This is a genomic window from Streptomyces spongiae (assembly GCF_009377185.1).
Lineage (GTDB): Bacteria > Actinomycetota > Actinomycetes > Streptomycetales > Streptomycetaceae > Streptomyces > Streptomyces spongiae.
Genome location: NZ_VJZC01000219.1, coordinates 1 through 14706 on the forward strand (window position 1 = coordinate 1; position 14706 = coordinate 14706).

The 14706-nt window shown below is 70.8% G+C and carries 9 protein-coding genes and 1 pseudogene; 7 read left to right on the plus strand and 3 right to left on the minus strand.

The window, feature by feature from the left end:
- Positions 1 to 2111, plus strand: a 2111-nt coding sequence (gene cobN, locus FNH08_RS26205; protein ID WP_152774002.1) for a cobaltochelatase subunit CobN, incomplete at its 5' end; no start/stop codon positions are given.
- Between the two features lie 31 nt (positions 2112 to 2142).
- Here the strand turns inward: cobN and FNH08_RS26210 are convergent.
- A complete protein-coding gene (locus FNH08_RS26210) occupies positions 2143 to 4590 on the minus strand; it encodes a SpoIIE family protein phosphatase (protein WP_152774003.1) in 2448 nt (815 codons plus the stop codon).
- A 148-nt stretch (positions 4591 to 4738) separates the two neighbouring features.
- Between FNH08_RS26210 and FNH08_RS26215 the strand changes: the two genes are divergently transcribed.
- Together FNH08_RS26215 and FNH08_RS26220 are read left to right on the plus strand one after the other, a co-directional pair.
- Positions 4739 to 6202 carry an aldehyde dehydrogenase family protein gene (locus tag FNH08_RS26215; protein ID WP_152774004.1) on the plus strand — a complete coding sequence of 488 codons (1464 nt, stop codon included), beginning with the start codon at positions 4739 to 4741 and terminating at the stop codon, positions 6200 to 6202.
- A 60-nt stretch (positions 6203 to 6262) separates the two neighbouring features.
- Entirely contained in the window at positions 6263 to 6718 is a 456-nt protein-coding gene (locus FNH08_RS26220) for a MarR family winged helix-turn-helix transcriptional regulator (RefSeq protein ID WP_152774005.1), read from the plus strand.
- Between the two features lie 94 nt (positions 6719 to 6812).
- Here FNH08_RS26220 and FNH08_RS26225 read toward each other — a convergent pair whose 3' ends face one another.
- Together FNH08_RS26225 and FNH08_RS26230 are read right to left on the minus strand one after the other, a co-directional pair.
- Positions 6813 to 7967 (minus strand): nuclear transport factor 2-like protein, encoded by a 1155-nt coding sequence (locus tag FNH08_RS26225; RefSeq protein WP_152774006.1) that lies wholly within the window; start codon positions 7965 to 7967, stop codon positions 6813 to 6815.
- A 38-nt stretch (positions 7968 to 8005) separates the two neighbouring features.
- The gene (locus tag FNH08_RS26230; protein WP_152774007.1) at positions 8006 to 9298 is read right to left on the minus strand and encodes a multidrug effflux MFS transporter; all 1293 of its coding nucleotides are present in this window, start codon (positions 9296 to 9298) and stop codon (positions 8006 to 8008) included.
- 156 nt (positions 9299 to 9454) lie between these two features.
- On the opposite strand from FNH08_RS26230, the gene FNH08_RS26235 reads away from it, so the two are divergent.
- The 4 genes and pseudogenes from FNH08_RS26235 (at position 9455) to pntB (ending at position 14214) form a co-directional block, all read left to right on the plus strand.
- Complete coding sequence (locus FNH08_RS26235) at positions 9455 to 10915, plus strand: MFS transporter (RefSeq protein WP_152774008.1); 1461 nt, start codon at positions 9455 to 9457, stop codon at positions 10913 to 10915.
- A gap of 6 nt (positions 10916 to 10921) precedes the next feature.
- Positions 10922 to 11119: pseudogene (locus FNH08_RS26240) on the plus strand (sigma factor); the annotation flags it as partial.
- Positions 11120 to 11226: 107 nt separating this feature from the next.
- Positions 11227 to 12774 carry a Re/Si-specific NAD(P)(+) transhydrogenase subunit alpha gene (locus tag FNH08_RS26245; protein ID WP_152774009.1) on the plus strand — a complete coding sequence of 516 codons (1548 nt, stop codon included), beginning with the start codon at positions 11227 to 11229 and terminating at the stop codon, positions 12772 to 12774.
- Between the two features lie 6 nt (positions 12775 to 12780).
- Positions 12781 to 14214, plus strand: coding sequence for a Re/Si-specific NAD(P)(+) transhydrogenase subunit beta (gene pntB, locus FNH08_RS26250; protein ID WP_152774010.1), 1434 nt, complete (start codon positions 12781 to 12783; stop codon positions 14212 to 14214).
- The last annotated feature ends 492 nt before the right edge of the window (positions 14215 to 14706 follow it).

Sequence of the window (14706 nt, forward strand, 5' to 3'; positions counted from 1 at the left end):
CCCACCACTACCTGGCCGCCTACCGCTGGATCGCGGCCGGGGCGGAAGACGGCGGGTTCGGCGCGGACGCGATGATCCACCTCGGCAAGCACGGCAACCTGGAGTGGCTGCCCGGCAAGAACGCGGGCCTGTCCGCCGCCTGCGGCCCCGACGCCGCCCTCGGCGACCTCCCCCTGATCTACCCCTTCCTGGTCAACGACCCCGGCGAGGGCACCCAGGCCAAGCGCCGCGTCCACGCCACCCTCGTCGACCACCTGGTCCCGCCGATGGCCCGCGCCGACTCGTACGGCGACATCGCGCGCCTGGAGCAACTCCTCGACGAGTACGCCCAGATCTCCTCCATGGACCCGGCCAAGCTCCCGGCGATCCGCGCCCAGATCTGGACCCTCATCCAGGCTGCCAAGCTCGACCACGACCTCGGCATGGACGACCGCCCCGACGACGACGGCTTCGACGACTTCCTCCTCCACGTCGACGGCTGGCTCTGCGAGGTCAAGGACGCCCAGATCCGCGACGGCCTGCACGTCCTCGGCAACCCGCCGCAGGGCGCCGACCGGGTCAACCTGGTCCTCGCCATCCTCCGCGCCCGCCAGATCTGGGGCGGCGCCACCGCCCTGCCCGGTCTGCGGGAGGCCCTCGGCCTCGACGAGTCCGCGGCTACCCGAACGACGGCCGACGAGGCGGAGGACAGGGCCCGCGCCCTGGTCCAGGCGATGGAGGACGCGGACTGGGACCCGGCCGCCGTCCCCACCGAGCACGGCGAACAGGTCGCCGCCATCCTGGAGTTCGCCGCCCGCGAGGTCGTCCCGCGGCTGGCCGCGACCACCGCCGAACTCGACCACACCGTCCACGCGCTGGCCGGCGGCTTCGTCCCGGCGGGCCCCTCGGGATCACCTCTGCGGGGTCTCGTGAACGTCCTGCCGACCGGCCGCAACTTCTACTCCGTCGACCCCAAGGCCGTCCCCTCCCGTCTGGCGTGGGAGACCGGCCAGGCCCTCGCCGACTCACTCCTGGAGCGCTACCGCACGGACAACGGCGACTGGCCCACGTCCGTCGGTCTGTCCCTGTGGGGCACGAGTGCCATGCGCACGGCGGGCGACGACGTGGCGGAGGCGCTGGCCCTGCTCGGGGTGCGCCCGGTCTGGGACGACGCCTCGCGCCGGGTGACGGGCCTGGAGCCTGTCCCGTACGAGGAGTTGGGCCGTCCCCGCATCGACGTCACCCTGCGGATCTCCGGCTTCTTCCGGGACGCGTTCCCGCACACGATCGGGCTGCTGGACGACGCCGTACGCCTGGCGGCCTCCCTGGACGAACCGGCCGAGGCCAACCACGTACGCACCCACGTTCAGGCCGACCTCGCGGCCCACGGCGACGAACGCCGCGCCACCACCCGCATCTTCGGCTCCCGCCCCGGCACGTACGGCGCCGGTCTGCTCCAGCTCATCGACTCCCGCGACTGGCGCACCGACGCCGACCTCGCCGAGGTCTACACGGTCTGGGGCGGCTACGCCTACGGCCGCGAACTCGACGGCCGCCCGGCCCGCGAGGAGATGGAGACGGCGTACCAGCGGATCGAGGTCGCCGCCAAGAACACGGACACGCGCGAGCACGACATCGCCGACTCCGACGACTACTTCCAGTACCACGGCGGCATGGTGGCGACGGTCCGGGCGCTGCGCGGCACCGCCCCCGAGGCGTACATCGGCGACTCCACCCGCCCCGAGACGGTCCGCACCCGCACCCTCGTCGAGGAGACCTCCCGCGTCTTCCGCGCCCGCGTCGTCAACCCCAGGTGGATCGAGGCGATGCGCCGCCACGGCTACAAGGGCGCCTTCGAACTCGCCGCCACCGTCGACTACCTCTTCGGCTACGACGCCACGACCGGTGTGGTCGCCGACTGGATGTACGACAAGCTCACCGAGACCTACGTCCTGGACCCCGCCAACCGGGAGTTCCTGCAACAGGCCAACCCCTGGGCCCTGCACGGCATCGCCGAACGGCTGCTGGAGGCGGAGTCGCGTGGGATGTGGGAGAAGCCCGATCCGGCGGTGCTGGAGGGGCTGCGGCAGGTGTACCTGGAGACGGAGGGGAACCTCGAAGGCGAGGACTGACGAGGACTGACGAGGACTGACCGGCGGATGTTCACGGGGAGGCGGGCAGTTCCTGCTCGGCCCAGATCGTCTTGCCGGTGTAGGTGTTGCGGGTGCCCCAGCTCAGCGTGAGCTGGGCGACCAGGAGGAGTCCGCGGCCGCCTTCGTCGAACGTGCGGGCCCGGCGCAGGTGGGGGGCGGTGCTGCTGGCGTCGGAGACCTCACAGATCAGGTTGCGGTCGCGGATCAGCCGGAGCTGGATGGGGGCTCCCCCGTACCGTATGGCGTTGGTGACCAGTTCACTGACGATCAGTTCGGTGACGAAGGCGGTCTCGTCCATGCCCCAGACGTCCAGCTGACGGCAGGCGTTCTTGCGTGCCTCGGCGACCGCGGCGGGGTCGGACGGCACGTCCCAGGTGGCGACATGAGCGGCGTCCAGAGCGCGGGTGCGGGCCATGAGCACTGCCACGTCGTCGGCGGGGCGCTCCGGGAGAAGCGTCCGCAGCACGGTGTCGCAGGTGTCCTCCAATGACGAGGTCCGCCGGGCCAGGGCCGCGCACAGGGCATCGAGGCCCTCGTCGATGTCGCGGCCACGGAACTCGACGAGACCGTCCGTGTACAGCGTGAGGACACTTCCCTCGGGCAACTCGATCTCGGTGGCCTCGAACGGCAGGCCCCCCAGCCCCAGCGGCGGGCCGGCGGGTACGTCGAGGAACTCCACCGTCCCGTCCGGGGTCGTCAGCGCGGGCAGCGGGTGGCCGGCCCGGGCCAGGGTGCATCGCCGGGAGACCGGGTCGTAGACCGCGTACAGGCAGGTGGCGCCGAAGCCGCCGTCGGTGTCCGCCGATCGTTCGGCCTCGGCGGACAGGTGGATGACGAGGTCGTCCAAGTGGGTCAGGAGTTCGTCGGGCGGGAGATCGACATCGGCCAGGGTACGTACGGCGGTGCGCAGCCGTCCCATGGTGGCCGACGCCTGGACGCCGTGGCCGACGACGTCGCCGACGACGAGCGCCACCCGGGCACCGGACAGGGGGATCACGTCGAACCAGTCACCGCCGACGCCGGCCTGCGTACTGGCGGGCAGATAGCGGGAGGCGACCTCGACGGCCGCCTGCGGGGGCAGCCGCTGCGGCAGGAGACTGCTCTGCAGGGTGAGGGAGGTGTGACGCTCACGGGTGTAGCGGCGGGCGTTGTCGATGCAGACGGCGGCCCTCGCGGTGATCTCCTCGGCCAGCAGCAGGTCGTCCTGCTCGAAGGGCTCCGGGCGTTGGTGGCGGGAGAAGGTGGCCACGCCGAGGGTGATGCCTCGGGCGCGCATCGGTACGGCGAGCACCGAGTGGAAGCCGTAGCGCCGCACCCTGTCGGCCCGGTCCGGGACCTCGCTCGCCCACTTGTCTATGGCGGGTTCGGTCACCTTGCGGATCAGCGGGCGGTCGGCGGCCAGGCACTCGGCCGCGGGCGACTCGTCCGGGTAGGTGGCGAGTGCTCCGTACTCGACCACCGCCTCGGGGCAGCCCTCCAGGACGGACTGGTTGGCGACCCGGCGCAGCACGACGGGGCTGGGCGGCGGTCCGGTGGGTGGATCGTCGCCGCCTTCGATGGCGGGGAGGAGGTCGACGGTGACGAAGTCCGCGAAGCGGGGGATGGCCACGTCGGCGAGTTCCTGCGCGGTACGGGCGAGGTCCAGGGTGCTGCCGATGCGGACGCTGGCGTCGTTGAGCAGGGCCAGACGCGCCCGCGCCAGGTGTTCCTCGGTCATGTCGTGGGCGGACAGGAGCACTCCCCGTACGGTTCCCTCGGCGTCCGGCACGGGGGTGAACGACGTGGTCCAGATGCTCTCGCGGGCGTGACCGACCAGATGCAGGGTCTGTTGCAGATACTGCTGTTCGCCGGTCTCCAGCGCCTGGCGCATGCACTGCTCCGCCCGGTCGCCCTCCGGGTCCACCACGATCTCCGACACGCGCAGTCCCCGCATCGCCGCTTCGGGCAGGCCGATCACACGCTCCATGTCCGCGTTCGCCCGCCGCAGCCGCAGGCCGGTGTCGTAGAGCGCCGTCGCGGACGGGGCCCGGGCGAACGCCCACATCAGGAGCGCGTCGTCCTGGGCCGGGGACACCGGGCGGGCCAGGGCGGAGACCAGCAACCACTCGCCGGTCCCCATGTCCTCGCCGTCCGGTTTCCGGCGGTGTGCCAGCAGGTTCACCGTGAGGCGGTGGCCGTCCCGGTGCCGTAGCTTCACTGCCCCGTTCCACCTCGGCACATGTGGCAGGGACCGCAGGTCCCGCGTGGGCGCCTCCCCGTCGAGCAGCCATGTCGCGGACCGGCCGACGACCTCTGCGGGCCGGTATCCGAGCAGCCGCCGTGCTCCCTTGCTCCACCCGGTCACGATGCCGTGCGTATCCACCGTGGCACGGGCAGTGGCGGCCTCGTCGACGGGGTCGTTCGGCCGCCGCGCCTCCCGGTCGTCGCCGGCGGCATCAGAACCCGTCATCGCGCTCATCCGCCCTCGCCTCGGTCTTTCCACCGTGCGCCCGAGCTCCGCCAGGAGCAACCGATCGGCGCAACGGCTGAACATATAGGATTAATCATGATGTAGATGAAGAAAGCTGTCAGTACGTCTGGCAGGCATTTGGCAGGAAGGGTGTGCCATGACTGCCACCGGTCGGGAGGCATGGCCGGCCGCGGCCGAGTGGACCGGGAAGATCTACAGCGGCGGCTGGCGGCAGTCAGGGGGAGGGACACAGCCGGTCCACGAACCCGCCACGGGAGCGCGGCTGGCGGAGGTGGGCGTGGCGTCGCCCGGTGATGTCGCCCGGTCCGGTGCGCTGGCCGCCCGCGCTCAGCAGGGCTGGGCCGCGATGGCACCCGCCGAGCGAGCCGAGGTCCTGCTCCGGGCCGCCGGGGTACTGCGGGACAACAGCGGTGCGATCCGCGAGTGGACCGTCAGGGAGTCCGGAGGTGTCCCGGCGAAGGGCGACTACGAGATCGCGGCCGGACTCAGTCAGCTGGCGCAGGCCGCCGGGATGGCGTCGCTGCCCCTCGGGGAGATCCTCAGCTCGCCCGTACCCGGCCGGGCCAGCCATGCGTGGCGGGTGCCGCTCGGGGTGGTGGGTGTCATCAACCCCTGGAACGCGCCCCTGCTCTTCGCCATGCGCGCCCTCGCGCCCGCCCTTGTGCTGGGCAACGCCGTCCTGCTCAAACCCGATCCGCACACGCCGGTGTCCGGTGGCGTCGTCGTGGCGCAGCTGTTCGAGGAGGCGGGACTGCCCGAGGGGCTGCTCCATGTCCTGCCCGGAGGTCCTGGGACCGGTGAGGCCGTCGTGGCCGATCCCCATGTCGCCATGGTCGCGTTCACCGGCTCCGTGCAGGCCGGGCGTGCAGTCGCCCGCGCCGCCGGTGACAGGCTCAAGCGGGTCGCCCTGGAACTGGGCGGCAAGAACTCGATCGTCGTACTGGACGACGCGGACGTCGACGCCGCCGCGGCGGCCGGCGCGCTGAGCACCTTCGGTTATCAGGGGCAGGCATGCGTCGCCGCCGGACGCCATCTGGTGCACGACGGCCTCGTGGAGTCGTACACCGAGGCGCTGATCGGGCACGCCAGGGCGCTGCGGGTCGGCGACCCCCGCGAGGACGGTGTGGCCCTCGGCCCCGTGATCAGCGAGCGCCAGGCCGCGAGGATCGAGCGCATCGTGGACGAGAGCGTGGCCGCCGGCGCGCGGGTGCTGGTGGGCGGACGCCGTGAGGGACTGTTCTACCCGCCGACCGTCCTGGACCATGTCGAGCGCACCATGCCCGCCTTCAGCGAGGAGATCTTCGGGCCGGTCGCCCCCGTCATCGCCTTCCACACCGACACCGAGGCCATCGAGATCGCCAACGACACCGAGTACGGCCTGGCGGCGGCCGTTCACTCCCGTTCGTTGCCGAGAGCCACCGCCCTCGCCGGACAGGTGCGTACGGGCATGGTGCACATCAACGACGTGACCGCCAAGGACGCCGCGAACGCGCCCTTCGGCGGTATGGGGGAGTCGGGCAACGGCTCCCGCATCGGTGGCACCGCCAACCTGGAGCAGTTCACCCAGTGGCGCTGGGCGACGATGCCGGAGACCGCCTGACGCGAGGTGCTGCCCAGCTCAAGCTTGCTTGCGCTAGTAAGCATGTCTATGCTCGGACGCATGCGCGACGACGAAGCCGCCCCCCTGACCGAAGAAGAACGGAACCTGCTCCGGGCGCTCCGCCCGGCGATGGCGGCGCTGATGCGGTCCTTCGACGACGACCTGCAGAGGTTCCAGCGGCTGAGCCATACCGAATACATTGCGCTCATGTTCCTCTCCGAGGCGCCCGAGCGGACCATGCGACTGAGCGACCTGGCCGAACTGTGCCAACAGTCGGCCTCGGCGATCGGGCGTACCGTCAAACGCCTCGAGGCCGAGGGGCTTGTCGGGCGGCAGCAGTCCGTCCACGACGCACGCTCGTTCAACGCCGTCCTGACCGAAGCCGGCCTGGCGCGCCTGGAGGAGGCCGTGCCCGTGCACGTGGCCAGCGTCCGCCGGCGCTTCTTCGACCAGCTCGACGGGATCGACCTCGGCAAGCTCGCCGTCGCGTTCCAGCGCATCGCGCAGGGTGCCTGACCCGGGTCTCAGGGCACCGGCGCCTCGGCGGGCAAGGACGTAGGGGTGGGGAGGGTCCGCGCCGGCTCCGGCCCCTCCCCTTCCCCTGAGTGCGTCAGTGCTCGATGGCCTTCTGGGCGAAGGACGTGAGCATGGCGTTGTCGGCGTACGCCCCGTTCCACACGGCCGTGAGGCGCTCGATCCTGCCCCAGGGGTCGAGTTCGAGGGCGGTGATGCCCCGGGGGACAGGGCTGTTCGCCGCGGTCCATTCGTAGCCCCCGCCGGTGTCGTTGCCGAGCACGTGACGCACGCCCGTACCCGCACCCACGTAGGGCAGTACGGAGGCGGCCTTGGTCAGGAAGGTCTGGATGCTGGTCCGGCTGGTGATCTGGATGTGGGCCGGTACGTCCTCGTAGACGGCGTCCGTGGAGAACAGCCGCATCGCCGCCGGGATGTCACCGGCCCGCAGTGCGGTGGCGAGCTCCGCGACGACGCGGCGCATCAGCGGAGCGGCGGTTTCCCCGACCGTGGACTGCCGGAAGTCCGACGGCCACTGCGCGGAGGGCTCCTGTTCCTGCTGCCAGCCGGTCACCCCGAACTGCCGGGCGTCCCAGTAGTCGACCCAGCGTTCGACCCTGCCGTGGCGGTCGAAGTTCACCGCGCCGAAGTTGCGGACCTGGCCGGGGCCGAACATGCCGGGTGTGTCGGTGAAGACCAGGATCGCGCTGGTGGCGTCCCCGAGTATCCGGGTGGGGTAGCACTTGCTGTCCTTCGGCCACGTCGGGTACCACCCTGCCAGTGCCGTGCGCATGTCCTGCCAGGTGTACCAGTGCCAGCCGAGGATCGCGTCGATGTAGGTGAACCGCTCCCGGGAGAAGTAGGACATCTGCCGGTCGAGGTTCCTGTCGCTCTTGGCCTGGAAGTAGCCGCGGACGTGCTCGACCAGGGCCTGGTCGGTGTGCGAGGTGTCGGGGACCACGTCGACCCCGTCGACGTACTGTGCGCCGCCGCGCGGCCGGCTGTCCGCCCGCGCGTCGACCGCGGGCAGCAGGGAGAGCGCGGCGACGGCGGTGGTGCCGACGGCGGCACCGCGCAGGAGCTGACGCCGCGTCGTGCCGCGGCCGGTTTCGGTGTCGTTCTTCACGATGGTTCTCGATTCGATGGTGTGGTGGTTGTGCCGGATGCCGACGACGGTGTCGGGCGGAAGACGCGCCGACCGGGGGCCGGGCAACGGACATGGCCGCGCGTGGTGCGGCAGTGGTCCGGTCATTACGCGCCGGTCATTACGCGCCGGTCAGTGCGCGCCGGTCAGCGCGCGCCGATCTCGCCGTGGCCCTCGCGGGGGCGGACCAGGACGAGAAGGCAGAGCACGGCCAGGGCCAGCGCGACGAGCATGATCAGGCCCATGGGGAGCGAGCTGGTCTCGCCGAAGAGTCCGACCAGGCAGGACGCGAGCGCGCCGAACAGGAACTGCGTCCCTCCCAGCAGCGCCGACGCCGCTCCCGGAGCGGTGCGGCCCAGGTTCTGGCCGAGGGTGATGGTGGCCGGGACGGCGATCCCGAAGGCGGTCAGTGTCACGAACTGGGTGATCCAGGAGGCGGCGAGGTTCTCACCGACGCCGATCGTGAGCAGGACCTGGGCCAGTGCCCCGGCCGTGGCCACGGCGACCGACAGCGTGAGAAGCGTGTTGATCCGCACGTGGTGGGCCAGTCGGGAGAAGGCGGTTCCGGCCAGGAGTTGACCGACGGAGTTGACGGCGAAGATCACCGCGTACATGCCGACGGAGAGGCCGTGGACGCGTTCGAAGACGAAGCTGGAGCCGCTGATGTAGGCGAAGAGCGCGGCTGACGACAGGGCCAGGACCAGGGTGTTGCCCAGGAAGGGGCGGTGACGAGCCAGGCGGCCCATCGCGTGGAAGGTACCGGCCGGGCCACCCCGGTGGCGCCGCTGCGGCGGAAGCGTCTCCGGCACCTTGGCGACCACTCCGGCTGTCAGCAGCACGCCGATGGAGCACAGCGCCAGGAAGACGGCCCGCCAGGACCATGCCGACATGATCCCTCCGCCGATGACCGGCGCCACCACGGGTGCCACGCACAGGACCTGGCCCAGCAGCGCGATACGGCGGGGCACGTCATGGCCGTGGAAACGATCGGTGATCACCGCTCGGGTGAGCACCATGCCGGCGGCCGCTGTGACGCCCTGGACGAAGCGGATGACCACGAGCTCGCCGACGCCGGTCGCGAAGGCGCAGGCGAGCGCGGTGACGGCGAAGCCCGTGCTGCCGGCGATCAGCGGTCCACGCCGTCCGACGGTGTCACTGATCGGTCCGATGGCGAGCTGGCCGACGACGACACCGGCCAGGAAGACCGTCAGGGTGAGCTGGACGGCCGAGCTGCCCGCGTGCAGCGACGCGCTCATCGCCGGGAAGCCCGGCACGTACATGTCGATCGCCAGCGGGCCGACCGCGGTGAGCAGGGCGAGGACGAGCAGGAGTCCCCTGCCGCGATCGCGGTCGCCGGGACTTCGTGGTGCGGTGGGCAGGTCGCGCGCGGTGGCTTCGTGCGCCACGGCGAGTCCGCCGGTTTCGTCGCTGTGGGTCATGCGTCAAGCTCTACATGTTATTTACTCGCGCACGCAAGTTAAAACTTACTGGCGCAAGTAAATTCTCGCCCCGGGCTGTCGAGTCGATTGATTGCTGGCGCATGCAAGTTTATGGTTGCCGACGCAAGCAATCACCTCCTTCGGGGAAGGCCGGTCATGGCCACAGCGCACACACACGTCACCAAGCAGCAGGCGCCGCCGCACCGCGCCGCGGAGTTGTCAGCGTTCGGCGTGCTGATCCTCCTGGCAGGCGCCTTCCTGCCGATCATGGACTTCTTCATCACGAACGTCGCCCTGCCCAGCATCGACACCTCCCTGCACGCCTCGGCGGCCTCACTGCAACTGGTGATCGCCGGGTACGGGGTGGCGTATGCCGCCCTGCTCGTCCTGGGCGGCCGACTGGGCGACAGCTACGGCCGCCGACGGCTCTTCCTGATCGCTCTCGTCGGCTTCGTCCTGGCCTCCCTGGCCTGCGGCCTCGCACCGGGCGTCGGGGTGCTGATCGCCGCCCGGATCGTCCAGGGAGCCACTGCGGCGCTGCTGGTGCCGCAGGTGCTCGCGACCTTCCACCACGCCCTGGAAGGCGAACGCAAGGCTCGCGCCCTGGGCCTGTACGGGGCGACCTCGGGCATCGCCGCCGTGGTCGGTCAACTGGTGGGCGGGCTGTTGGTCGGCGCGGACATCGCGGGCACCTCCTGGCGGCCGATCTTCCTGGTCAACGTGCCCATCGGGCTGGTGGTCCTGCTGGTCGCCGCCCGTATCGTGCCGGGCACGCGCTCCGAGCACCCCGTCGGTGTCGACGTGCCGGGTACCGTCCTGTTCGCCGCGACGCTCGTCACCCTGCTCGTCCCGCTGACCGAGGGGCACTCGCTCGGCTGGCCCTGGTGGACCTGGGTGCTGCTCGCCCTGGCAGTGATCCTGGGAGCCGTGACCTACGGCGTGGAGAAGCGTGCGGAGCGGCGCGGGGAGGTTCCGCTGCTGCCCCCGTCGCTGCTGCGGCTGCCGTCGATGTCCCGGGGGCTGGTGATGGTGCTGGCCTTCAGCATCGGCTTCGGGGCGTTCATGTTCGTCTTCGCGCTGACCGTCCAGGACGGGCTGCACGCCGACGCCCTGCACGGGGGTCTGGCGATTCTGCCGATGGCCCTGCTGTTCTTCGCCGGCTCGGTGGTGGCCCCGCGGCTGCTCTCCCGTTTCGGACGCGCCGCGATGTCCGCCGGTGCCGTGCTGCAACTGGCCGGTCTGGCCTGGCTGGTCGCGGTGCTCCTGGCCGACTGGCCGCACGTCTACCTGTGGGCCATGGCCGCCCCGATGGCCCTGGCCGGAGCCGGGCAGTCGGTGCTGTTCGCCGGTCTGTTCCGCAGTGTGCTCGCCGACGTGCCCGCCCACCTCGGCGGCATCGGCAGCGGGGCGCTGATCACCCTGCAGCAGAGCGGGCTCGCGCTCGGCGTCGCCACGCTCGGCACGGTGTACATCGGCCTCGCGCCGCACGGCGCCTCACACGCGTTCGCCGCCGTGGAGTACGTGCACATGGGCATCGTCGCCCTCCTCGCCGTCGGCGTCGCCGCACTGCCCCGCTTCACGCGGGCCACCCCCGTCACCCCGGTGACCGAATCCTGAGCGCAGGCCGACGCCGAGGACCTGGTCCAGGACACCTGCACCAGGGCCTACGCCTCGTACCACCAGTTCCGCCAGGGTACGAACCTCAAAGCCTGGCTGTACCGCATCCTCACCACCACCTTCCTCAACTCCCGCCGCGCACAGCAGCGCCGGCCGCGGCGCGCCGACACGGTCGAGATCCAGGACTGGCAGTTGGTCCGCGCCGGCACGAGGCCGAGGTGAAGGATTCGATCAGCGGTGGATGGACAAGAACACCAAGCGCCGGGCAGACAGGCCCGATACCGCGACGCTCACTACGGGAGAGGAAGACAATGGTGTCACCGGAACCCCAGCGGATCGGCATACCCGCTGAGTCCACCGCGGGCGAGACCAGGGTCGCGGCAACACCGGCCACCGTGGGCCGGCTTGTCGCACTCGGGTACGACGTGGTCGTCGAACCGGGAGCGGGAGCACCGTCCCGCTTCTCCGACGCGGCCTACGAGGAAGCGGGCGCCCGACTCGGTGATCCCTGGCCGGCCGATGTCGTGCTGAAGGTCAACGGCCCCGTCGGCGAGGAGATCGACCGGCTGCGCGAGGGCGCGACCCTGATCGCACTCATCCAGCCCGCACTTCGCCCGGAGCTGGTCGAGGAGTTGGCGCGGCGGCCGGTCACCGTGCTCGCCATGGACGCCGTCCCCCGTATCTCACGCGCCCAGTCCCTGGACGTTCTCAGCTCGATGGCCAACATCGCCGGATACCGGGCGGTCGTCGAGGCCGCGCACGCCTTCGGCCGCTTCTTCACCGGTCAGGTGACCGCCGCCGGCAAGGTACCGCCGGCCAAGGTGCTGGTGGCCGGGGCCGGTGTGGCCGGGCTGGCGGCGATCGGCGCGGCCCGCAGCCTCGGCGCGGTGGTCCGCGCCACCGACCCCCGGCCCGAGGTCGCCGAGCAGGTGCGCTCGCTGGGCGGGGAGTTCCTGGCCGTACGGTCGGAGCAGGCGGCCAGTAGCGACGGTTACGCCAAGGCCACCTCGGACGACTACAACCGGCTCGCCGCCCAGTTGTACGCCGAGCAGGCCGCCGACGTCGACATCATCATCACCACCGCGCTCGTTCCCGGTCGGCCGGCTCCGAAGCTGGTCACCGCCGAGGACGTGGCGCGTATGAGGCCCGGCAGCGTGATCGTCGACATGGCCGCGGCACAGGGCGGCAACGTCGAGGGAACGGTCGCCGGGAGGACCGTCGTCACCGACAACGACGTGACGATCATCGGGTACACCGACCTGCCCGGCCGGCTTCCCGCCCAGGCGTCGCAGCTGTACGGCACCAACCTCGTCAACCTGATGAAACTCCTGACCCCGGGCAAGGACGGCCACCTCGTTCTCGACTTCGACGACGTCGTGCAGCGGTCGATGACCGTGGTGCGCGACGGTGAGAAGACCTGGCCGCCACCGCCCGTGCAGGTGTCCGCCGCGTCCACCCCCGCCCCGGCGAGCGAACCCGGCCGGCCCTCCGCCGCACCGCCCGAGCGAGCACGCTCCGCACGGTCGGGGTACGCGCTCGTCGGCGCCGGAGCGCTCGCCCTGTTCCTGGTGGCCGCCTTCCTCCCGAACCAACTGATCGGCCACTTCACGGTGTTCGTCCTGGCGATCGTCATCGGCTTCTACGTCATCGGCAACGTGCACCACGCGCTGCACACCCCGCTGATGTCGGTCACCAACGCGATCTCCGGGATCGTCGTCGTCGGCGCGCTGCTGCAGATCGGCCACGCGAACACCGCCGTCACCGTGCTGTCGTTCGCCGCGATCCTGCTGGCGAGCATCAACATCTTCGGCGGCTTCGCCGTCACCCGCCGCATGCTCGCCATGTTCTCGAAAGGCTGACCACGGATGACCACCGCCACGGCCGCAGAGGCCGCCCACGTCGTCGCCGCGCTGCTGTTCGTCCTCAGCCTCGCCGGACTCTCGCAGCACCGGACATCACGCTCGGGAGTCGTCTGGGGCATCGCCGGCATGGTCATCGCCCTGGCCGCCACCGTCGGACTCGCCTCACGGAGCATCACCGTCACCGGCCTCGTGCTGATCGCCGTCGCCACCGCACTCGGCGCGGGCATCGGACTGTGGCGCGCCCGCGTGGTCGAGATGACCGGCATGCCCGAGCTGATCGCCATCATGCACAGCCTCGTCGGTCTCGCCGCCGCGCTCGTCGGCTGGAACGGCTACCTCGACGTCGAAGCCGAACTGAGCGGTTCTCTGCTGGGCATCCATCACGCCGAGGTCGTCATCGGCGTGTTCATCGGCGCCGTCACGTTCACCGGCTCGGTCGTCGCCTACCTGAAGCTGTCGGCGCGCATCAAGTCCCGCCCGCTCACGCTGCCCGGCAAGCACGCCCTCAACCTCGGTGCCCTCGTCGCGTTCGCCGTGCTCACCGTCGCGTTCGTCGCGCGCCCCCACATGGGACTGCTCATCGCGGTCACCGCGGTGGCACTGGCCCTCGGCACGCACCTCGTCGCCTCCATCGGCGGCGGTGACATGCCGGTCGTCGTCTCCATGCTCAACAGCTACTCCGGCTGGGCGGCGGCGGCCTCGGGCTTCCTGCTCGCCAACAACCTGCTGATCGTCACCGGCGCGCTGGTCGGCTCCTCCGGTGCCTACCTGTCGTACATCATGTGCAGGGCGATGAACCGCTCCTTCATCTCGGTGATCGCGGGTGGATTCGGGGCCCCGGCGGTGGCGAACGACGACAGCGACCACGGGGAACACCGCGAGATCAGCGCCGAGGAGACCGCGGAACTCCTGCGCGACGCTTCGTCGGTGATCATCACTCCGGGCTACGGCATGGCGGTCGCCCAAGCCCAGTACCCGGTCGCGGAGTTGACCCGGAAGCTGCGCGAGCGCGGTGTCGAGGTGCGCTTCGGCGTCCATCCCGTCGCCGGCCGGCTGCCCGGCCACATGAACGTGCTGCTCGCCGAGGCGGACGTGCCCTACGACATCGTCCTGGAAATGGACGAGATCAACGACGACTTCGCGGCGACGTCGGTCGTCCTGGTCATCGGCGCCAACGACACCGTCAACCCGGCCGCCACCGAGGACCCGGCCGGCCCCATCGCCGGAATGCCGGTGCTGCACGTGTGGGAGGCGGCCGACGTCGTCGTCTTCAAGCGCTCCATGGCCGCCGGATACGCGGGCGTGCAGAATCCGCTGTTCTTCCGGGAGAACACCCAGATGCTCTTCGGTGACGCCAAACAGCGGGTGGAGGACATCTTGCGCAACCTGGACTCCACCGACGCGCCTGTTCCGGCCATGGCCGCCACGGCCCGCTGAGTATCGGGGCACACTCGCCCAAGTCTGAGCCGGCGGCGAAGTCGAGCACCGCACCAGAACCAGATGCAAACCCTCGGACCAGGTAGAACCCGTACGCCACTGCTCAGGACGCAACCCCCAGTCCCAAAGCTTAAGCACAAATTGCACACATCCCCTCTACACACTGGCACTCGATGGTCTAGATTGACCGTGCTTCGGCTGTTCGATCACGAGGCGACCAGTAATGATCTATAGGTCCTGCGCTGTGGACAGCCAGCAGTCGCGTCCCCGGCGCCAGGCGTGGGGGTGATCAATTCGTGGAGCCCGGGAGGGGGGCTTGGGTGCGGGGAGCACCCGAGGTTTCGACGGGTTCCCGCGCACCTCGCGAGTCCCCTGGGACATGTGAGGCGCGCTGCCGCCGGGGTGGGTTGTTCGAGTAGCTCTGAGACAGCCGGGATGTCATGCGCGGAGGGCGGGGGCCTCCCGCGGGGAGGAACAGCGCGGCGCGGGGGG

Excerpts from the sequence above, each read along its gene's own strand:
- FNH08_RS26210 (WP_152774003.1), bottom strand. The coding sequence starts at position 4,590 with ATGAGCGCGATGACGGGTTCTGATGCCGCCGGCGACGACCGGGAGGCG.
- FNH08_RS26235 (WP_152774008.1), top strand. The coding sequence starts at position 9,455 with ATGGCCACAGCGCACACACACGTCACCAAGCAGCAGGCGCCGCCGCAC.
- FNH08_RS26230 (WP_152774007.1), bottom strand. The coding sequence starts at position 9,298 with ATGACCCACAGCGACGAAACCGGCGGACTCGCCGTGGCGCACGAAGCC.
- pntB (WP_152774010.1), top strand. The coding sequence starts at position 12,781 with ATGACCACCGCCACGGCCGCAGAGGCCGCCCACGTCGTCGCCGCGCTG.
- FNH08_RS26245 (WP_152774009.1), top strand. The coding sequence starts at position 11,227 with ATGGTGTCACCGGAACCCCAGCGGATCGGCATACCCGCTGAGTCCACC.
- FNH08_RS26220 (WP_152774005.1), top strand. The coding sequence starts at position 6,263 with ATGCGCGACGACGAAGCCGCCCCCCTGACCGAAGAAGAACGGAACCTG.
- FNH08_RS26225 (WP_152774006.1), bottom strand. The coding sequence starts at position 7,967 with ATGACCGGACCACTGCCGCACCACGCGCGGCCATGTCCGTTGCCCGGC.
- FNH08_RS26215 (WP_152774004.1), top strand. The coding sequence starts at position 4,739 with ATGACTGCCACCGGTCGGGAGGCATGGCCGGCCGCGGCCGAGTGGACC.